Source organism: Telluria sp. ZB4P34 (genome assembly GCF_059686055.1).
Genome location: NZ_JCASIF010000009.1, coordinates 174,794 through 193,959, shown reverse-complemented (window position 1 = coordinate 193,959; position 19,166 = coordinate 174,794). Strand labels below are relative to the sequence as shown.

General features: G+C 65.9%; 19 protein-coding genes. 10 read left to right on the top strand and 9 right to left on the bottom strand.

The window, feature by feature from the left end:
- Nucleotides 1-147: 147 nt before the first annotated feature.
- From hemW to AC56KL_RS16160, 5 genes are all read right to left on the bottom strand, one after another.
- Nucleotides 148-1,383, bottom strand: a complete 1,236-nt coding sequence (gene hemW / locus AC56KL_RS16180) for a radical SAM family heme chaperone HemW (protein ID WP_497181186.1) — start codon at nucleotides 1,381-1,383, stop codon at nucleotides 148-150.
- Complete coding sequence (gene rdgB, locus AC56KL_RS16175) at nucleotides 1,380-1,964, bottom strand: RdgB/HAM1 family non-canonical purine NTP pyrophosphatase (protein ID WP_497181185.1); 585 nt, start codon at nucleotides 1,962-1,964, stop codon at nucleotides 1,380-1,382. The genes hemW and rdgB overlap by 4 nt, the downstream gene beginning before the upstream one ends.
- Nucleotides 1,965-2,038: 74 nt before the next feature.
- Complete coding sequence (gene rph, locus AC56KL_RS16170) at nucleotides 2,039-2,773, bottom strand: ribonuclease PH (RefSeq protein WP_497181184.1); 735 nt, start codon at nucleotides 2,771-2,773, stop codon at nucleotides 2,039-2,041.
- 12 nt (nucleotides 2,774-2,785) lie between these two features.
- A complete protein-coding gene (locus AC56KL_RS16165; RefSeq protein ID WP_497181183.1) occupies nucleotides 2,786-3,730 on the bottom strand; it encodes a PP2C family protein-serine/threonine phosphatase in 945 nt (314 codons plus the stop codon).
- Between the two features lie 19 nt (nucleotides 3,731-3,749).
- Nucleotides 3,750-4,733: a serine/threonine protein kinase gene (locus AC56KL_RS16160; RefSeq protein ID WP_497181182.1), complete on the bottom strand. Its 984-nt coding sequence runs from the start codon at nucleotides 4,731-4,733 to the stop codon at nucleotides 3,750-3,752.
- Nucleotides 4,734-4,823: 90 nt separating this feature from the next.
- Between AC56KL_RS16160 and AC56KL_RS16155 the strand changes: the two genes are divergently transcribed.
- The 4 genes from AC56KL_RS16155 to AC56KL_RS16140 all read left to right on the top strand — a co-directional run bounded on the left by AC56KL_RS16155 (nucleotide 4,824) and on the right by AC56KL_RS16140 (nucleotide 9,108).
- A complete protein-coding gene (locus tag AC56KL_RS16155) occupies nucleotides 4,824-5,711 on the top strand; it encodes a YicC/YloC family endoribonuclease (RefSeq protein WP_497181181.1) in 888 nt (295 codons plus the stop codon).
- A gap of 182 nt (nucleotides 5,712-5,893) precedes the next feature.
- Nucleotides 5,894-6,538, top strand: a complete 645-nt coding sequence (gmk, locus tag AC56KL_RS16150; protein WP_497181180.1) for a guanylate kinase — start codon at nucleotides 5,894-5,896, stop codon at nucleotides 6,536-6,538.
- Between the two features lie 48 nt (nucleotides 6,539-6,586).
- Nucleotides 6,587-6,790: a DNA-directed RNA polymerase subunit omega gene (rpoZ, locus tag AC56KL_RS16145; protein ID WP_056443456.1), complete on the top strand. Its 204-nt coding sequence runs from the start codon at nucleotides 6,587-6,589 to the stop codon at nucleotides 6,788-6,790.
- 74 nt (nucleotides 6,791-6,864) lie between these two features.
- The gene (locus AC56KL_RS16140) at nucleotides 6,865-9,108 is read left to right on the top strand and encodes a RelA/SpoT family protein (RefSeq protein ID WP_497181179.1); all 2,244 of its coding nucleotides are present in this window, start codon (nucleotides 6,865-6,867) and stop codon (nucleotides 9,106-9,108) included.
- A 7-nt stretch (nucleotides 9,109-9,115) separates the two neighbouring features.
- Here AC56KL_RS16140 and AC56KL_RS16135 read toward each other — a convergent pair whose 3' ends face one another.
- Nucleotides 9,116-9,676 (bottom strand): hypothetical protein, encoded by a 561-nt coding sequence (locus AC56KL_RS16135; protein WP_497181178.1) that lies wholly within the window; start codon nucleotides 9,674-9,676, stop codon nucleotides 9,116-9,118.
- A gap of 189 nt (nucleotides 9,677-9,865) precedes the next feature.
- On the opposite strand from AC56KL_RS16135, the gene AC56KL_RS16130 reads away from it, so the two are divergent.
- The 3 genes from AC56KL_RS16130 (at nucleotide 9,866) to AC56KL_RS16120 (ending at nucleotide 14,713) form a co-directional block, all read left to right on the top strand.
- Complete coding sequence (locus AC56KL_RS16130) at nucleotides 9,866-11,833, top strand: PAS domain-containing hybrid sensor histidine kinase/response regulator (RefSeq protein WP_497181177.1); 1,968 nt, start codon at nucleotides 9,866-9,868, stop codon at nucleotides 11,831-11,833.
- A gap of 128 nt (nucleotides 11,834-11,961) precedes the next feature.
- Nucleotides 11,962-14,199 (top strand): hybrid sensor histidine kinase/response regulator, encoded by a 2,238-nt coding sequence (locus AC56KL_RS16125; protein ID WP_497181176.1) that lies wholly within the window; start codon nucleotides 11,962-11,964, stop codon nucleotides 14,197-14,199.
- A gap of 127 nt (nucleotides 14,200-14,326) precedes the next feature.
- Nucleotides 14,327-14,713 carry a VOC family protein gene (locus tag AC56KL_RS16120; RefSeq protein ID WP_497181175.1) on the top strand — a complete coding sequence of 129 codons (387 nt, stop codon included), beginning with the start codon at nucleotides 14,327-14,329 and terminating at the stop codon, nucleotides 14,711-14,713.
- Nucleotides 14,714-14,785: 72 nt separating this feature from the next.
- Here the strand turns inward: AC56KL_RS16120 and AC56KL_RS16115 are convergent, their stop codons facing one another.
- The 3 genes from AC56KL_RS16115 to greB all read right to left on the bottom strand — a co-directional run bounded on the left by AC56KL_RS16115 (nucleotide 14,786) and on the right by greB (nucleotide 16,565).
- Nucleotides 14,786-15,211 (bottom strand): YciI family protein, encoded by a 426-nt coding sequence (locus tag AC56KL_RS16115; RefSeq protein ID WP_497181174.1) that lies wholly within the window; start codon nucleotides 15,209-15,211, stop codon nucleotides 14,786-14,788.
- 112 nt (nucleotides 15,212-15,323) lie between these two features.
- Nucleotides 15,324-15,926: a biliverdin-producing heme oxygenase gene (locus AC56KL_RS16110; RefSeq protein ID WP_497181173.1), complete on the bottom strand. Its 603-nt coding sequence runs from the start codon at nucleotides 15,924-15,926 to the stop codon at nucleotides 15,324-15,326.
- Between the two features lie 69 nt (nucleotides 15,927-15,995).
- The gene (gene greB, locus AC56KL_RS16105) at nucleotides 15,996-16,565 is read right to left on the bottom strand and encodes a transcription elongation factor GreB (protein WP_497181172.1); all 570 of its coding nucleotides are present in this window, start codon (nucleotides 16,563-16,565) and stop codon (nucleotides 15,996-15,998) included.
- Nucleotides 16,566-16,623: 58 nt separating this feature from the next.
- On the opposite strand from greB, the gene AC56KL_RS16100 reads away from it, so the two are divergent.
- Genes AC56KL_RS16100 through AC56KL_RS16090 form a run of 3 tightly spaced genes read left to right on the top strand, consistent with a single transcriptional unit; the run spans nucleotide 16,624 to nucleotide 19,020 of the window.
- Nucleotides 16,624-16,830, top strand: coding sequence for a hypothetical protein (locus AC56KL_RS16100; RefSeq protein WP_497181171.1), 207 nt, complete (start codon nucleotides 16,624-16,626; stop codon nucleotides 16,828-16,830).
- Entirely contained in the window at nucleotides 16,827-18,341 is a 1,515-nt protein-coding gene (locus AC56KL_RS16095) for a sensor histidine kinase (RefSeq protein WP_497181170.1), read from the top strand. The genes AC56KL_RS16100 and AC56KL_RS16095 overlap by 4 nt, the downstream gene beginning before the upstream one ends.
- 31 nt (nucleotides 18,342-18,372) lie before the next feature.
- On the top strand, nucleotides 18,373-19,020 hold the full coding sequence (locus AC56KL_RS16090; protein WP_497181169.1) for a response regulator: 648 nt from the start codon (nucleotides 18,373-18,375) through the stop codon (nucleotides 19,018-19,020).
- The last annotated feature ends 146 nt before the right edge of the window (nucleotides 19,021-19,166 follow it).

Here is a 19,166-nt window from a genome sequence, read left to right as displayed (position 1 = left end):
GTGCGGTAACCCATCGAGCCTTCAAGATACCGTTGCACGACAATCAGCTTGAAGGCAGGTGTGTACTTCCCCATAAAACCCCAGAAAGTTAGTGTCCAACTTTCTGGGGTCAGTTCAGAGCCGACCACCCTACAGTATCGTCCCGCATCAGCCAGCCAGGAACATCTCCTGCAGGTCGTTCAGGAAACGCTGCCCAAGCCCGGTCGGCTTGATCAGCTTGTGGTCGCGGTACAGCAAGCCCTTGTTTTCCGCCTCGTTCAGCGCCTTGGCAATGGCGCTGATGCCCAGGCCAGTGCGTTCGCCGAACAGGTTGGGGTCGAAGCCGTCGACCAGGCGCAGTGCGTTGAGCATGAACTCGAAGCCCAGGTCGCCGCGCGCGATCTCGTGCTCTTCCTGCACCGGGTTGCCCCGTTTTGCCGCCTCGATGAAGGAGCCCGGCTGCTTGTAGCGCGCCTGGCGCAGCACGCGGTGCGGGAAGGAGATCTTCGAGTGGGCGCCGGCGCCGATGCCGAGGTAGTCGCCGAACTGCCAGTAGTTCAGGTTGTGCTTCGCCTGGCGGCCGCGCTGCGCATAGGCCGACACCTCGTAGTGCTGGTAACCCGCCGCGGCGCTCGCTTCCAGGATCATGTCCTGCATGTCGGCGCTGGCGTCGTCGTCCGGCAGGGCCGGCGGATACTTGGCGAACACCGTGTTCGGCTCCATTGTCAGGTGGTACATCGACAGGTGCGGCGGGGCGAAGGAGAGCGCCGTGCGCAGGTCCTGGCGGGCCTGCTCGAGGGTCTGCCCCGGCAGTGCGAACATCAGGTCGAGGTTGAAATTCTCGAAAGTGGAGCGGGCGATCTCCACCGCGCGCAGGGCTTCGGCTTCGTCATGGATGCGGCCCAGCGCCTTCAGGTGCGCGCCATTGAAGCTCTGAATGCCGATCGACAGGCGGTTGATGCCGCTGTCGCGGTAGGACCTGAAGCGCTCGGCTTCGAAGGTGCCGGGATTGGCTTCCATCGTGATCTCGGCGTCCATCGCCAGAGGCAGCAGGGTGCGCACGTCGGACATCAGGCGATCCAGGCCGGCCGCCGACATCAGGCTGGGCGTGCCGCCGCCGATGAAGATGGTGTGGATCTTGCGGCCCCAGATCATCGGGAGCGACTGCTCCAGGTCGAGGCGCACCGCGTCCAGATACTCCTTCTCCGGCAGCTCGCCCTTGGCCTCGTGCGAATTGAAGTCACAATAGGGGCACTTGCGCACGCACCAGGGGAAGTGGATGTACAGCGACAGCGGCGGCAGTACCGTGAGGTTCAGTGCGCCCGGCTGCAGGTACTGCAATGCCGTTGCCGCGGGAGAGCGGGATTCGCCCGGCATTGGCCCAGCGACTTTAATCGGGATCATTTCAGTTTTTCTACCAGTGCGCGCAGGGCCTGGCCGCGGTGCGAGTGGGCGTTCTTCACGGCCGGGTCAAGTTCCGCGGTGGTCTTGCCGAGCGCGGGAATCAGGAAGTGCGGGTCGTAGCCGAAGCCGTTGGCGCCGCGCGGCGTATCGATGATCTCGCCATGCCACTGGCCGTCGGCGATCACCGGCTGCGGGTCGTCGGCGTGGCGCACGTAGACCAGCACGCAGTAGTAATAGGCCGACTTGTCGGCGTGTCCAGCGAGGTCGGCGACCAGCTTTTCATTGTTGCGGGCGTCGGATTTCGGTTCGCCGGCGAAGCGAGCCGAATACACGCCCGGGGCGCCGCCGAGCGCATTGACGCACACGCCCGAGTCGTCCGCCAGGGCCGGCAGGCCGGTCAGGCGCGCGGCATGGCGCGCCTTGGCCAGCGCATTTTCCACGAAGGTGCCGAAGGGCTCTTCCGCTTCCGGGACATCGAATTCACCCTGCGGATGCAGGTCGAAGCCGATCGGCGTGAGAAGCTGGGCAAATTCCTTCAGTTTGCCGGCATTGTTGGAGGCGAGGATCAGGCGTTGGGTCATGGCGCTGGATGTGGTGTACGGAAGGGTGGATATTCTACCGCTTCGCACCATGGCGCGCTTGTGCAGCCGATCCTCTATGCGGCCAGTCCCAGCGACTGTTTCTGCAGCCTGATCAATTCCGTAATCCCCAGCTGCCCCAGGTCCAGCAGCCGGTTCATCCCCACCCGATCGAAGGCCGCGCCTTCCGCCGTCCCCTGCACCTCGATGAAATGCCCCTGCTCGTTCATCACGATGTTCATGTCGGTATCGCAGGCCGAATCCTCGACATAATCCAGGTCCAGCACCGGGGTGCCCTGGTACACGCCGACCGAGATCGCGGCCACGAAGTGCTTGACCGGGGGCGCAGGCAATACACCCTGGCCCACCAGCGCCCCGAAGGCGTCGTAGGCCGCCACCATGGCGCCGGTGATCGACGCGGTGCGGGTGCCGCCGTCGGCCTGGATCACGTCGCAGTCCAGGTGCAGGGTGCGCTCCCCGAAGGCTTCCAGGTCGAAAGCGGCGCGCAGAGAGCGGCCGATCAGGCGCTGGATTTCCTGGGTGCGGCCGGTCTGCTTGCCGCGCGCGGCTTCGCGGTCCATGCGCGTATGGGTCGAGCGCGGCAGCATGCCGTACTCCGCTGTCAGCCAGCCCTGCCCCCTCCCCTTCAGGAAGCCCGGCACCTTCTCCTCGATGCTGGCGGTGCAGATCACCTTGGTGTCGCCGCACTCGATCAGCACCGATCCTTCGGCGTGCCGGGTGTACTGGCGGGTGATGCGGATCGAGCGCAGCTGGTCGACCGCGCGCCCGCTCGGGCGTTGTGCAAACGTCATGGAATGGCCTTTTTATTTGAGTAGTTGGGAAGATTTCTCGATCGCCTCGCGAATTTCGGCGATCGCCTTGTCGATCTCGTCTTCGTCGAACACATCTGGAGCGGTGCCCGCATTGGCACCGGAATGCAAGGGCTGGCCGGCCATGATCGTCGAGCTCACCGCGTCTTCGGCGAGCATCTGGGTCGAGATCATGTCCGGCGAGCCGGCGCCCTCGGCGTCGGCGCCCTGCCAGGTGATGGCCAGCGCCGTGGTGTTGTCGGCGCGCGCGCCGCCGATGCTTGCCGCCATCGCCACCAGGTCGGGCACCGCCTGTACGATGGTGGAGGTGGACAGGCGGTGCAGGATTTCGGTTTCCGGCAGCATCGACCACAGGCCATCGGAGCACAGCAGCAGCGTATCGCCCGGCTCCAGGCTTGCCTGGCGCGAGAGTTCGATCTTCGGCGCCTGGCCGGCGCCCAGGCAGTTGTACAGCTTGTTGCGGTCCGGGTGGGTGTTGCGGTCGGCCTCGCGCGCCCGGCCGCGTTCGATCAGGTATTCGAGGTGGGAATGGTCGCGGGTGCGCGCCAGCACCTGGTTGCGGCGCACCCAGTACAGGCGCGAGTCGCCGCAATGTGCCCACACGGCGCAGTTATGCTGCACCAGGCAGGCCACCACCGTGGTGCGCGGCGTCTCCGGCAGCTTGTTGGCCTCGGCATAGGCCAGGATGTCCCAGTGCGCCTGCTGCAGCGCGTCGTCGAGGAAGCGCTCGGGCTTCTTCACGTAGGGCCGCGCCTGCATGCGAAACATCATCGACAGGGTCTGCAGCGCGATGGTCGCGGCGACTTCCCCCGCCAGGTGCCCGCCCATGCCGTCGGCCAGCACCAGCAGCAGCGCATCGCGCGTAAAGCTGTAGCCCATGCGGTCCTGGTTGACCTTGCGCCCGCCGATGTGGGTCTGCTGGTAGACGGAAAACTGCATGCCCGGTCCTCGCGAATTGTTAAGTACGCAGCTTGCGCCCGATGCCGCCGAAGCGCCCGACCAGTCCGCGCCAGCCGGCCGTGCGCGGCGGGCCGGCTTCGTGCGGCTGCGGGGCCAGCGTCGGCGGCGCCTGCAGCACCTTCTGCAGCGCGAACACGCTCTGCGGCCGGGCCAGCGGATCGAGCGCCATGCAGGCGCGCACCATGGCGACCAGCTCGGGCGAATAGCTGCCGTCGAGCTTCGCGAACTGGGCCTCGCTCCTGTCCTCGAGCTTGCGGGCCTCGACTGCGGGCGGCATGCTGCGCGTCATGCAGGCATACATGGCCGCGCCGATGCTGTAGATGTCGGTCCAGGGGCCAAGGGCAGCCGCCTTGCTGTACAACTCGGGCGCCGCGAAGCCCGGCGTGTACATCGGCGCCAGCATCGGCGCGTCGATGTTGATGGTCTGGCGCGCGGCGCCGAAATCGAGCAGCAGCGGCGAGCCGTCGCTGCGCAGGTAGATGTTGGCGGGCTTGAGGTCCAGGTGCAGCAGCTTGTTGGCGTGGACTTCGCGCACGCCCGCGCACACGCCGTTGAACAGCTGGCGGATCGAGGCTTCGCCCATGCGGCTGTCCCTGGCGTGCAGGCGCGCGATATGGTCCTGCAGCGTGTGCCCGGATTCGTAGGCCATCACCATGTACACGGTCTCGTGGGCCCGGAAGAAGTTCACCACCCGCACCACGTTCGGATGGACGATGCGCGCCAGGGCCCGGCCCTCCTCGAAAAAGCACTTCAGCCCGATGCGGAACACCGGCAGGTTCGGCTTCGAGACGCTGGGGGCGAGTTCGCCGGGCGCGCGCAGGGCAAGTTGGCTGGGCAGGTACTCCTTGATGGCGACCGCATTGCCTTCGCCGTCATATGCCAGATAAACAATACTGAACCCACCGGACGCAATTTTCTTTACAATGCGATATCCGGCAATTTCCAGGCCATCAGGCAGGGGGGCGTTATTCTGTGCGGCCATTCGGGAATCCTTGCTTAACAGGACGATTGTGTGGATAAATGTCGGCTTTGTAAAGAATAAAAACCGGGGACCCCATTGAGCATTTCTAGCATGACAGGATATGCGGTAGCCACCAGCGAAGGCGCTGCCGGCACCCTCACGATCGAGATCAAGAGCGTGAATTCACGCTTCCTCGATCTCCAGTTCCGGATCAACGACGATCTGCGCGCCCTGGAACCTGAGCTGCGCGCCGCCATCATGGCGGCGATCACGCGCGGCAAGGTGGAGGTGCGCCTGTCCTTCGGCCGCAAGGCGGCTGGCGGCTCGCAAGCGCTCAACCAGGAACTGCTGTCCGACCTGGCGCGCCTGCAGGCCGAAGTGAGCAAGCATTTCGCGCAGGCGCCGCAGATGACGGTGGCCGAACTGCTGCGCTGGCCCGGCGTTATCGAAGAATCGACCGTGGGCCAGGAATCGCTGCAGACCGACGTCGCCGCCCTCACCGCCACTACCGTCGCGGCTTTTGTCGACAGCCGCAAGCGCGAAGGCGCGGCGCTGGAAGCGATGCTGTTGTCGCGCATCGTTGCGATGGAAGCCATCGTCAAGCGCATCACCCCGCTCATCCCCCAAGTCATCAACGGCTTCCAGCAGAAGGCGGTCGAGCGCATGCAGGACGCCCTCGGCCTGGCCGGCCACGGCAACCCGTCGGTCCTGAGCCGCCAGGAAGTGCTCGAGCGTATTCGCCAGGAAGTGACCCTGTACGGCATCCGCATCGACGTGTCGGAAGAGCTGTCGCGCCTGTCGGCCCACCTGAACGAAACGCGCCACATCCTGAAGAAGGGCGGCCAGGTCGGCAAGCGCCTCGACTTCATGATGCAGGAGCTGAACCGCGAAGCGAATACGCTGGGCGCCAAGGCGTCGGTGAAGGAGCTGGCGGATGCGTCGATGGAGCTGAAGCTGCTGATCGAGCAGATGCGCGAGCAGGTGCAGAACCTGGAATAATTCGACTGGATTGTTGTCGTTGCGCAACAGCGCGACGGTAATTTGAACGCGCGGACGGGGGACCCGTCCACCCTACAAGGGCGATTTCGTAGGGTGGGCGGGTTTCCCGCCCGCGCGTTCAAACTTATGATGAATACCACGCGACCCACGTCGCCAAGAACAAACGTAAGAAGGAACCAAGCATGATCACTCCCGCCCTGTCCGGCAGCCTGTTCGTCGTCGCCGCCCCGAGCGGCGCCGGCAAATCGACCCTGGTCAACGCCCTGCTGAAGCTGGAGCCGGGCATCAAGCTGTCGATCTCGACCACGACCCGCCCGCCCCGTCCGGGTGAGCAGGACGGCCGCGAATACCACTTCACCACGGCGGAAGACTTCGTCTCGCGCGCCGACCGCGGCGAATTCCTGGAATGGGCGGAAGTGCACGGCAACTACTACGGCACCAGCCGCCTGAGCGTGGAACAGGAAATGAAGCTGGGCACCGACATCCTGCTGGAAATCGACTGGCAGGGCGCGCGCCAGGTCAAGAAGCAGTTCCCCGACGCGGCCGGCATCTTCATCCTGCCGCCGTCGATCGAAGCCCTGGAGGAGCGCCTGCACAAGCGCGGCACCGACGAGCCCCACATCATTACCCGCCGCCTGCTGGCCGCCGGGGGGGAGATCGCTCACGCACCGGAGTTCGAGTATGCTATCATCAACGAAGAGTTCAACGTCGCGCTTGCAGAGCTGCAGGCGATTGTCAAAGCGACACGTTGCCGATTCGCCCAGCAGGCGGCGCGCAACGCCGACTTGTTTGCCCAGCTGGGAATCCACGCGCAACAACCTACGTAAGCGCGGCGCCGCAAGGTACGCCGCAACATTGTCCATTCAGGAGTGACCATGGCCCGTATTACTATCGAAGATTGCCTCAAGAACATCCCGAACCGTTTCCAGCTGACCCTGGCCGCGACCTATCGCGCGCGCCAGCTGCTGCAGGGCCACACCCCGAAGGTCGAAGCCAAGGACAAGCCGACCGTCGTCGCGCTGCGCGAAATCGCCGCCGGTAAAGTTGGCCTGGAAATGCTGAAAAAGGTGCCGATGTAATACCCCGCGGGGACGGGTCCTTCCGCAGACGAATCTGTTATGCTGTTCTTCATACTGGCTGATCGATATAACGTATGAAATTGTCTTCCCCGGATTCGACCCATCCAGTCCCCGCTCCTGCCCGGAACAAGCGTCCGGGCAAACCGCAAGACGCCGAGGCGCCGGCGCCCGCCCCGGGCGTTGCTTCGGTTACGCAGCTGATCAACAAGCTTTCCGACTACCTTACCCCCGCCGAGCTCAAGAAAGTCAAGGAAGCCTACCGCTTCTCCGACGAGATGCACCTCGGCCAGGTCCGCAAGTCGGGCGAGCCCTATATTTCCCATCCGATCGCCGTCGCGGAAATCTGCGCCGAGTGGAAGCTCGACGCCCAGGCCATCATGGCCGCGCTGCTGCACGACGTGATCGAAGACCAGGACGTCAAGAAGGACGAGCTGATCGAGCGCTTCGGCGCCCAGGTCGCCAACATGGTCGACGGCCTGTCGAAGCTGGAAAAGATCGAGTTCCAGAGCCAGATCGAAGCGCAGGCGGAGAACTTCCGCAAGATGCTGCTGGCCATGGCCTCGGACGTGCGCGTCATCCTGATCAAGCTGGCCGACCGCCTGCACAACATGCGCACCCTGGGCGTGATGGTGGCGGCCAAGAAGCGCCGCATCGCCCGCGAGACCATGGAAGTCTACGTGCCGATCGCGCACCGCCTCGGCCTGAACAACATCTACCGCGAGCTGCAGGACCTGTCCTTCTCGCACCTGTACCCGCTGCGCTACCACACGCTGGCCAAGGCCATCAAGGCGGCGCGCGGCAACCGCCGCGAAGTGGTCAAGAAGATCCTCGAATCGGTCAAGAACCAGCTGGGCACGGGCGGCATCGAGGCCGAGGTCTACGGCCGCGAAAAGACCCTGTACGGCATCTACAAGAAGATGCGCAACAAGCACCTGTCGTTCTCGCAGGTGCTCGACGTGTATGGCTTCCGCGTGGTGGTCGATACGGTCCCGAACTGTTATGTGGCGCTCGGCACCCTGCACGCCCTGTACAAGCCGATGCCCGGCAAGTTCAAGGACTACATCGCGATCCGCAAGATCAACGGGTATCAGTCGCTGCATACCACCCTGATCGGCCCCTACGGCACTCCGGTCGAATTCCAGATCCGCACCCAGGACATGCACCGCACCGCCGAGAGCGGCGTGGCGGCGCACTGGCTGTACAAGACCGGCGACTCCAACATGTCCGACCTGCAGCAGCGCACCCATGCCTGGCTGCAGTCGCTGCTCGACATCCAGCAGCAGACCGGCGACTCGGCCGAATTCCTCGAACACGTCAAGGTCGACCTGTTCCCGGATTCGGTCTACGTGTTCACGCCGAAATCGAAAATCATCGCCCTGCCGCGCGGCGCCACGGCGCTCGACTTCGCCTACTCGATCCACACCGGCATCGGCGACCACACGGTGGCGGTCAAGATCAACAACGAGACCCAGCCGCTGCGCACCGAGCTGCACAACGGCGACATCGTCGAGATCGTGACCGATCCGGAGTCGCGCCCGAGCCCCACCTGGCTGTCCTACGTCCGCACCGGCAAGGCGCGCTCGGCGATCCGCCACTACCTGCGCACGGTGAACGTGAACGAGTCGGTGGAGCTCGGCCAGGAACTGCTGGCCGGCGCCCTTGCCGCCCGCAACATCAATCCGGACCTGCCGCCTGCGACCATCGACAAGCTGCTGGCGGAATCCTCGGCCAAGTCGATGGAAGAGCTGTATGCCGACATCGGCATCGGCAAGCGCATGCCGCAGCTGGTGGCGCGCCACATCTTCGGCCTGATGGACGCCGACCCCGAGCACAAGCCCTCCAGCCTGCCGGTACCAGGCACCGACATCGACCCGGTCACGATCTACGGCAGCGAAGGCGTGTCGGTACAGCTGGCGCCCTGCTGCCTGCCGATCCCCGGCGACCAGATCCTCGGCCAGCTGCGCCGCGACCAGGGCCTGGTGGTGCACACCTGCGAGTGCATGCCGGCCAAGCGCGTGCGCGCCAAGGAACCGGACCGCTGGATTGCCGTGCAGTGGGGCGAGGAACTGAACCGCCGCTTCGACTGCCGCATCCGCCTCTTGATCAACAACGAAAAGGGCATCCTGGCGCGCGTCGCGGCCGAGATTGGCGAGTCCGACGCCAACATCACCTATGTCGGCATGGACGAGGACGACGAACACCTGATGACGCAGCTGCGCTTCACCATCCAGGTGAAAGACCGGGTGCACCTGGCCCAGCTGATCCGCAACCTGCGCAGGGTGGCGGGCGTGAACCGGGTCGAGCGCGAGCGCTCGTAGGCGAGCCTCAGCGCCGGCGAGCGCCCGAGGCTGGAACGAGTTCGGTAAAGCCGAGCGTGTCGCCGGACAGCAGCGCCGCCTCGTCGTGGCGGTAGCCGCAGAGTGCAGTTGCCATCATGATCGGCACCTCGAACAGGCAATCCACGTCTGCCTCGAGGCCGCCCTCCTCGTCCTGGGTCGCCTTCATTTCGGCATGGATGGCCTCGAGCAGCGCGGGCGGCGTGCCCTCCACCGCCAGGTGATACACACCTTGCTCCGCCAGGTGCGCCACATCCCAGAGCTTCGCCCCATCCTTGTACTCGAAAGCCGCGCTGGCCATGACGTGTTCCTCGACCTGGCAGCCGAGCGCCTCCCCGCCTTCGGACAGGCGGGCCATGCTCGCCGCCCGCGTGGCCGGGTGCCCCATGTCCTGGAAGACCACCAGGTAGCCGCCTCCCGGCAGCGCGGCGCCGGAGACCGGGGTTTCGTTCTCCTCGTCGGCCTCGCCCGTATCGACGAGTGACAGCTGGGCGAGTATCTCGTCCTTCGGTTTTCCGCGTATCGCGATCCAGGCAAGGGAAAATCCCATGGCGTGCGTCCTTTCCAGGTGTTGAACTGCGGTCAGGCGCCAGTGTGAGGCAATCCACGAGACCTGGCAAATCCGCGGCCTGCAATCGTCCCGCCCATGGCCACCCTGTCCCATCCGCGCGGATCGGCCATGTTTCTCCAGCAGGAAACTGTATGATGAGGCCATCATCTCTCATTGGCGTTCGGACCTATGCTTTCGCTGGAACACATCCAAGCCGTCTTCAACAGCTCGACCATCCCTACCGCCCTGTTCTCGCCATCGGACGACCCTGTCTTTGTCGCGGTCAACGATGCCTTCCTGCAGACCAGCACGCGTACGCGCGACGAGCTGCTGGGGACGCGCCTGTTCGGCGCCTTCGCGGATCCGGGAGAAGACCCGGACAACCCTACCGCCATGGCCCTGAAGGAATCGATCGCCCTGGCCATCGCCAGCGGCAAGCCCCAGACCATGGCAGAGCAGCATTACCCCATCAAGGTTCGGCATGGGGACGGCAGCGAGTCTGTCGAAGAGCGCTACTGGAACGCGGTGAATGCGCCGGTGTTCGATGCGTCCGGACAGCTGATCTTCGTCCTGCACTACACCCTCGACATCACCAGCCAGGTGAAGGCCCAGCAGGAGCAGCGCGCGGCAAGCGAGCTCTACAGCACTCTGATCGCCTCGATGGACGACGGCTTCTGTATCGTGCAAGTGCTGTATGACGAGGCGGGCAAGCCGGTCGACTACCGTTTCCTCGACATCAATCCCGCCTTCGAGGCCCAGACCGGCCTGAAGGACGCGCGCGGCAAGACCGTGCGCGAACTGGTGCCGCACTCGACCGACACCCACTGGGCCGAGATGTACAGCAGCGTGGCATTGACAGGAAGGCCGCTGCGGCTAGTCGAGGAGGGTTCGCCGATCGGCCGCTGGTTCAATATCTATGCGACGCGCGTCGGCGACCCGCAGCAGGGCAAGGTGGCGGTGCTGTTCAGCGATGTCACCGACGACCGGCGCGCACGCGACGACCTGCGCAGCCTGGCGAACGACCTGGCCACCGAGAACCGGCGCAAGACCGAATTCCTGGCGACGCTGGCGCATGAATTGCGCAATCCGCTCGCCCCGCTCCGTACCGGCCTGGAACTCATCCAGCTGGCGGGAGGCAAGCCGCAGGCCAGGGTCTTCGAGATGATGGACCGCCAGCTGAACCAGCTGGTGCACCTGATCGACGATCTGCTGGATATCGCCAGGATCAACAGCGGCAAGGTGCAGCTGAAACGGGAGCGGATCGCCCTGCGCGAAGCCATCGCGAATGCGGTCGACACGGCAGCGCCCGTGATCGAGGCGGCGGGGCACCAGCTCGAGGTCGCCCTGCCGGACCTGCCGCTGGTACTGCATGCCGACCCGGTCCGCCTGGCGCAGGTGTTCAGCAACCTGCTGACCAATGCAGCCAAGTACACGCCCGGCGGCGGCAGGATCGGCATCACGGCGCAGCATGACGAACGCAGCGTGCGCGTCGCCGTGAGCGACAGCGGCATCGGCATCCCCGCGGACGCCCTGCCCGGCGTGTTCGACATGTTCAGCCAGGTATCGCGCAACATGGGCCGTGCCCAGGGCGGCCTGGGCATCGGCCTGTCCCTCGTGCGCAGCCTGGTCGAGATGCATGGAGGCGTCGTGCGGGCCGAGAGTCCCGGCGAGGGCCAAGGCAGCATCTTTGTCGTGGAACTGCCGCTCGCCACCGGCGGTGAGGATGCGCCCCCGGTCGACGACGCCCTGGTGGCTGCCCGGGTCGCGAACGGGGACAGGGACAGGCTGAAGATCCTCGTTGCCGACGACAACGTCGACGCCGCCAACACCTTCATGGCGCTGCTGGAAATGGGCGGTCACGAGGTGGACGTCGTCCATGACGGGCGCCAGGCGCTGCAGCAGGCGCAAGGCGGCGACTACGACCTGGCCATCCTCGACATCGGCATGCCGGGCCTGAGCGGCTACGAGGTGGCGGCCGCACTACGCAACATGCCCGGCTGCGCGCATACCTACCTTGCCGCGCTGACCGGGTGGGGATCAAGCGAGGACCGGGCACGGGCCAGGGCCGCGGGCTTCGATGCCCACCTGACCAAGCCTGCGGGTCTCGCCGACCTCGACCTCCTGCTGCAGTCATTACAGGACAAGCGAGCGCGCTAGACGCCGGAAGCAGGGCATTCACTTGCCTGTTAGAATCGCCGTGTCGACAAGCCGCCCCTGATATCGCCGGGTCCGATCCGCCTGCCTGCCTGGATGCGGCACGGGCATGGAACACCAAGATCAACAAGATGAAGACGCGTACCTATCTTGCCCTGATCGTCCTGACCGTCCTGGTGCCGCTGGTGGCCTTGTCAGGCTGGGGCCTGCACTTGCTTCTGGAGGAGGAAAAAGAATCGCGGCTGCAGATGGTCGAGGCGAAAGTCGGGTCGATCGCCCTGTCGATCGACAAGGAACTGGTCCGTGCCGAGGGCGCCTTGCGCGTGATCGGCCAGACCGAGCTGATGGCGCAGGAAGATTTTGCCGCCCTGTATGCCCTCATGCGCAAGACCATCACCTCGGCCGATTCCTGGGCAGTGCTCTACGACGCCAAGGGGCGCATGCTGATGCATACGCACCATCCCTACGGCACGAGCTTCGACGACGGACCGAACACCTGGATTCCACAGGCGATCCGGCTGCAGAAACCGAGCGTGTCGAACCTGCGCGATGGGCGCGCCGGCAAGTGGAAGGTCGTCTCGGTGAATCTGCCGGTCACAGGCGCCGCCGGGCGCCGCTTCCTGCTGTCGCTTACTTTCCATGTCAGCCACATCACGGCCCTGCTGCATCGCGGCGGGCTGCCGCCAACCTGGGTGGTCGGCGTGTTCGGCGAGGACGGCATCACGATCGCCCGCAACCTGCGCGAAAAGGAGTTCGTCGGCAAACCGGTGAAACCCGAGCTGTTCGACGCCGCGCGCCGGCGCGCCAGCGGCAGGATCATGAACATGACGCGCGACGGCTTCATGGCGTACAACACCTTCACGCATACGACGCGCGCGAACTGGACCGTTGCCATCGCCGCCCCGGAAGAAGAAATCGACAGTCCGGCGCGCACCGCCACGCTGATCGCGGCAGGCGTGCTGCTGCTGGCCCTGGGCAGCGCGATTCTCGGTATCGTCCTGTTCGCCAGGCGGCTGACCGGCTCCTTCGACCTGGCCCTGGAAGCAGCGCGCGCGCTGGAACTCGGCAAGATTCCCGCCATCGAGCCCTCGCGCGTCGTCGAGGCCGACGTGCTGCAGCGCGCGCTGCACGAAGCCGGCGTCAAGCTGGAGGCGGAAAACCAGGCCAGGCAGCGGCTCGAACGGGAGCGCGAACAGCTCTTGCGCAGCGAACGCGAGGCAAGGCGTACCGCCGAGAACCAGAACAATGCCAAGGATGAATTCCTTGCCATGCTGGCCCACGAACTGCGCAACCCGCTCGCGCCCATCGTCGCCGCAGCGCACATGCTGAAGCTGCCTGGACGGGACGAAGCCAGCCTGCAGCGCACCGGCGACATCATCATCCGCCAGGCCGACCACCTCAAATCCCTCATCCACGACCTGCTGGACGTGTCGCGCGTGACGCGCGGACTGGTGTCGATCGACAAGCAGGCGGTCCAACTCGGCGCCGTCGTCGCCAGCGCCGTCGAGCAGGCGCAACCATTGATCGACACATGCGGGCATGCACTCGTGGTGGACCTGCGCACGCCCGAGGCGCTTGTCCTCGGGGACAAGAAACGCCTGGTCCAGGTGCTCGCCAACCTGCTCAATAATGCCGCCAAGTACACGCCACGCGGCGGGAAGATCGCCTTGTCGGCCGACGTGCACGACGGGCAGCTGGTCCTTGCCGTGTCCGACAACGGCATCGGCATCGGCCCTGAACTCTTGCCCCATGTATTCGACCTCTTCAAGCAGGCGCGGCGCACCGCCGACCGCTCGCAGGGCGGCCTCGGGCTGGGACTGGCGCTGGTGCGCAGCATCATGGCGCTGCATGGCGGCCAGGTGAGCGCGCACAGCGAAGGTATCGGCAAGGGCGCGCACTTCACCCTCACGCTCCCCCTGCTGGCCGAGCACACGTCGCCAGCCAGCGCGCCGCCCGAGGCGGCCGGGACGCGCGCGGCGCCGGTTCACCTGATGATCGTCGACGACAATGTCGATGCGGCGCGCACCCTGGCCAACCTGCTGGAGGCCAAGGGCCATGTGGTCACGGTGATGGCCGACGCCCGCAGCGCCCTCGACTACAGCGGCGCAAGTCCGCTGCCGCTCTACATCCTCGATATCGGCCTTCCGGATATCGACGGCTACGAGCTTGCACGCCGCCTGCGCGCCTTGCCCGGCACGGCCGGCGCAGTCCTGGTCGCGCTGACCGGGTACGGACAAATGCACGACCAGGACATGGCCGTCGCAGCCGGATTCGACCACCACTTCGTCAAGCCGATCGATGTCACGGCGCTCGATCGCGTGCTGGCGGCCGTGGCGCACGGGGCGGCAAAAGAGTGCGCCGCCAACTGATCGCCGACTGCGCGCGACGCGGGGTTTGCCAAGCCGAAGCCGCCGGTGGTAATGTTGACATCTTTCAACAAGCGCAACGGCGGCCACCGGCTCGGCCGGCACGCGCAGCGTCCACATCGGAGATCACATGAAACGGGTGACTGGCATCGGCGGCATCTTCTTCCACGCGCAGGACCCGGTGGCGCTGCGCGCCTGGTACCAGCGGCACCTGGGCGTCGACGTCCAGGACTGGGGCGGCGCGGTGTTCGCCTGGAACGACGAGGCCCGCAAGCCGGATGGCGGCATGACCGTCTGGTCGATCGGCCAGGCCGGCAACGAGCATTTCGCTCCGGGCAAGGCTTCCTTCATGATCAACTACCGCGTCGCCGACCTGCACGCCCTGCTGCAAGCCTTGCGCGACGAAGGCTGCAATGTGATGGACAAGACGGACGATTCCGAATTCGGCAAGTTCGGCTGGGTGATCGACCCCGAAGGTAACAAGGTCGAGCTCTGGGAGCCGCCCGCCGGGCAGTAGCGCGCCCGCAGCGGCGCAGGCCGGCGGCAGTCGGCATGACGGGTCCGATGAACGAGTCGAGGCAATACGCCCTCAGCCGGCCAGCGCGGCCCGCTGGCGCTCTTCCTGCTCGCGCAGTTCCGGCGTCATGGCGTCGCCAAAGTCGTCCATGTCGAAGATCTGGCGGATCTCGATCTCGGCTTCGCCGCTGAGCATCGGCATCGGCACTCGCTTGACCCATTCGATCGCTTCTTCCTTCGACGCCACGCGCCAGATCCAGAAGCCGGCCAGCAGCTCCTTGGTCTCGGTGAAGGGGCCATCGACCACACGCACATTGCCGTCCTTGCTGAAGTGCACCCGCGCGCCGCGCGAGGACGGATGCAGGCCTTCACCCGACACCATCACGCCCGCCTTGATCAGCTCATCGTTAAACTGGCCCATCTCCGTCAGCAATTGTTCGTCCGGCATCTCGCCGGCTTCGCTGTGCTTGTCCGCCTTCAGCAGAATCATGAATCGCATCGCATCCTCCGTTTAGTGATTGAACATGGGCGCCTTGTCGATCTCAGCCGCCTTTGATGATACGACGAGCGGGGCGGTGCGGAATCGACATCGGCCGCCGATTCTTTCCATATCATTTCTTCGGAGGCGCCAGAGCCAGGATGGCGTCGAAGGCGGCGCAGGCGCCGGCGCAGGCCTCGGCGATCGCCTGCGGGGTGCTTACCCGTTTGCGCAGCGCCAGCAGGAAGGTCCGCCAGCGCGGGCCGGGACCATCCTCGCTGCCGCGCAGGTAGCGCAGCGGATGCGGGGCAAGGCGTGCGGCCAGCTCCTTGTACAGCACGGCGCCGCCCAGTTGCGAGCCTTCGATTACATAGGCCACGCCCCAGCGCCAGGCGGCGCTGGCGTCCCGGGGCCAATCGGGCGCGGGAAGCTTGGGCCCCAGGGGCGGCGCCTCGGGCATGGCGGCTTCGGCCAGGTCGGCCTGGATCAGCCCAAGGCGCGGTAGCGGCGCCAGGCCCGGCTCGGCGTGGGGACCGTCGGCAAAGCCGGCCAGCCAGCTGTCGAGGGGCGCCAGCCAGTCGCGCACCATGCGCAGGTGGGCGGCGTAGTCGTCGAGGGAGGCACCAGGAGCGGAAAGGGGCAAGCCGCTGTCGAGCCGCTCGTGCCGGGAGGCGGTCGCGCTCCGCAGCGCGGCCAGGACGTCGGTGCCGCGTGCGGTATCGTCGGGACGGTTCATGAAGGCAGGAGCATGCTCGCCGGGCGAGCAGTAAGCGGCGGATCGCCCATCTTACCAGCCGCCACCGGTTCAGTCAGCGATCGGCTCCGGATAGTCGACCGTCAGGATTTCGAGCTCGTCCGTGCCAAGCGGCGTCTGCAAGGTGATGAGGTCTCCTTCTCGCGCCTTGGTCAGCGCCCGCGCCACCGGCGAGACCCAACTGATCTTGCCGCGCAGCGGATCGAGCTCGTCGACGCCGACGATGGTCACGGTATGCTCTTCGCCCGCCTTGTTCAGGTAGGTGACGGTGGCCCCGAAGAAGACCTGGTCGTTGCCGTGATGCACGCTCGGATCCACGACGAAGGCCGAATCCATGCGCTTGGTGAGGAAGCGGATGCGGCGGTCGATTTCGCGCAGGCGCCGCTTGCCGTAGATATAGTCGCCGTTCTCCGAGCGGTCGCCGTTCGAGGCCGCCCAGTGCACGACCTTCACCACCTCGGGGCGCGCGACGTCGATCAGCTGCAGCAGCTCGTCCTTGATGGCCTGGTAGCCGGCCGGGGTAATGTAATTCTTGGCCCCGGCAGGAATGGCCTGGGCCAGCGCCAACGCTTCCGCGTCGTCGTCATCGTTGTCGGTCTCTTTTACGAATGCCTTGTTCATGCCCTTATTGTAATGGCAAGCGGCGCCCGGTCGCTCGCGCTTGCCGTATCATGCACACATGAGACGCACACCCCCGCTTTCCCGGCTCGCCACGCTCCAGGTCCACTGGCGCCGGCTGCGCGCCGCCGTCTCGGGCGCGCGTCGCCGGCTGCGCGGGCTGCTGCGCCAGGCCGGCCGGCAGCCGGGGCACCTGACGCGGGTGCTGCGCCGTCTCGGCTCGCGCATCAAGGCGCGCCGCCAGGACAATGCCGGAACCGAACAATGATGAGTCCTTCCCCTGCTCCATCTCCCACTTCAGCGCCAGGGGCGACGCCGGCCCTGGCCGCCGAGATGCAATCGGCCGCCTCGGAAATCTACCTGCTCGACGCCGCCACCTTGCGCGTGGTGGACGCCAACCAGGCGGCCCGCCTGAACCTGGGCAGGGATGCCGGCGCCTTGCGCGAAATGGACGTCCACGCCCTGGCCCCGGCCCTCGACCGGAACGCACTGGCCGCGCTGCTGGCCGGACTGGGCGAGGACATCGGCGCCCAGGCGAGCCTGCGCGCCCGGCTGCTGCGCGCCGACGGCAGCTGCTATCCGGTGCGTCTGTGCTTCCTGCGCATCGTACGAGATGGCCATGCGCTCTTGCTGGCGATCGCCGACGACCTGACGCTCGAGCAGGCCGCCGCGCGCGCGCTGGCCGAATCGCAGGCGCGCTTCGACGCCATCGTGCGGCATACCCCGGGCCTGGTGTTCCAGTGCGTGCTGCGTGCCGACGGATGCTTCGATTTCCCCTGGCTGAGCGAGGGCTGCTCGGCCCTGCTCGGCCTGTCGGTGCTGGAACTGCAGCATGACGCCAGGCTGTTCGAAGGCCTGATCCTGCCGGAAGACCGCCCCGGCTGGCGCGATTCCATGGAGGCTTCGCGCGCCCTGCTCTCGGCCTGGAACTGGGAAGGCCGGATCTGGATCGACGCCTGGAACGACGTCAAGTGGATCAACCTGCGCGCCACCCCGCACCCCATCGACGGCGGCGCGGTGCAGTGGGACGGCATCATGACCAACATCAGCGCCAGCAAGCAGGAGCAGCAGGACACCCTGCGCTCGCGCGCCCGCCTGGCCGAACTTACCGACCACATCGAGCAGGTCAAGGAACAGGAACGGGCACGCATCGCGCGCGAGATCCACGACGACCTGGGCGGCAACCTCACGGCCATCAAGATGGCCCTAGCCATGCTGGCCGCGCGCCTGCCCGACGAGCAGCCGGCCCTGCTGGAAAAAGCGAACTACCTCGACGACCTGGTCGACCGCACGATCGAGGCGGTGCACCGCATCTCGCTCGACCTGCGCCCCACCATGCTCGACCTCGGCATCGTCGCCGCGCTCGAGTGGCAGGCCAGGGAATTCGAGAAGCAGATGGGCATCGCCTGCATCTTCCGCTGCGCGCCTGGCGGCGGCGACGACATCTGCCTCGACGACGACCATGCCACCGCCCTGTTCCGCATCTTCCAGGAAGCCTTGACCAACATCGCCAAGCATGCCGGCGCCAGCCGGGTCACCGTGACCCTGCGGCGCCAGCGCGCCCACCTGACGCTGGAAATCTGCGACAACGGGCGCGGGGTCCAGCCCGCCGACCGCCTCAAGCCCCATTCCTTCGGCCTGCGCGGCATGAGCGAGCGGGCCAAGGCCTTCGGTGGCACGTTGGCCTTGTCGCCCGCGCCCGGAGGTGGCACGATGGTGACTATCAAGACCAGGCTGGCGACAGCGGGCGAATCACGGCCATCAAGAAGCAAAGAATGAGACAGCAGCGGAAACAACAGCGCGGGCAAGAATGAATGACAAGGCAACCATCCGGGTATTCATCGCCGACGACCATGCGATCGTCCGCGAGGGCCTGAAGCAGATCCTGGCCGAACAGCGCGACATCATCGTCGCGGGCGAGGCCGAGACCGGGCTCGACGCCGTCAAGCTGGTCGGCAAGGCGCGTCTGCACGTCATGCTGCTCGACATCTCCCTGCCCGACCGCAACGGCATCGAGGTGCTCAAGCAGATCAAGAAGGACAAGCCGGAGCTGGCGGTGCTGATGCTGTCGATGCACCGCGAAGACCAGTATGCGATCCGCTCGCTGAAGGCGGGCGCGGCCGGCTACCTGACCAAGCAGAGCGCCCCGCGCGAACTGGTGACGGCGATCCGCCAGGTGGCGGCCGGCCAGAAGTACGTCAGCGCCGCGCTGGCCCAGACCCTGGCGGCCCAGGTGGGCGAAGACCACGAGGCGCCGCCCCACGACGCCCTGTCCGACCGCGAATACCAGACCCTGACCATGATCGCCTCCGGCATGTCGGTCAGCGACATCGCGCGCGAACTGTCGCTGTCGGTCAAGACGGTGAGCGAATACCGGGCCCGATTATTAGCAAAAATGAAACTCAAGAACAGCGCGGAACTGACGCATTACGCGATCCGCAACCAGTTGGTGGGCTGAGGAAGCACGCAAAGCGTGACGCAGCAGGAGCGTCAATGTTGCCATTTGTTGTTGAACGGCAGGATTAAACACCTACTTGACCGCTTTTTAATTGATGATAGGCAAAGAACTTGCTTATCATTACGCTAAACCGCATTCCGTCATTA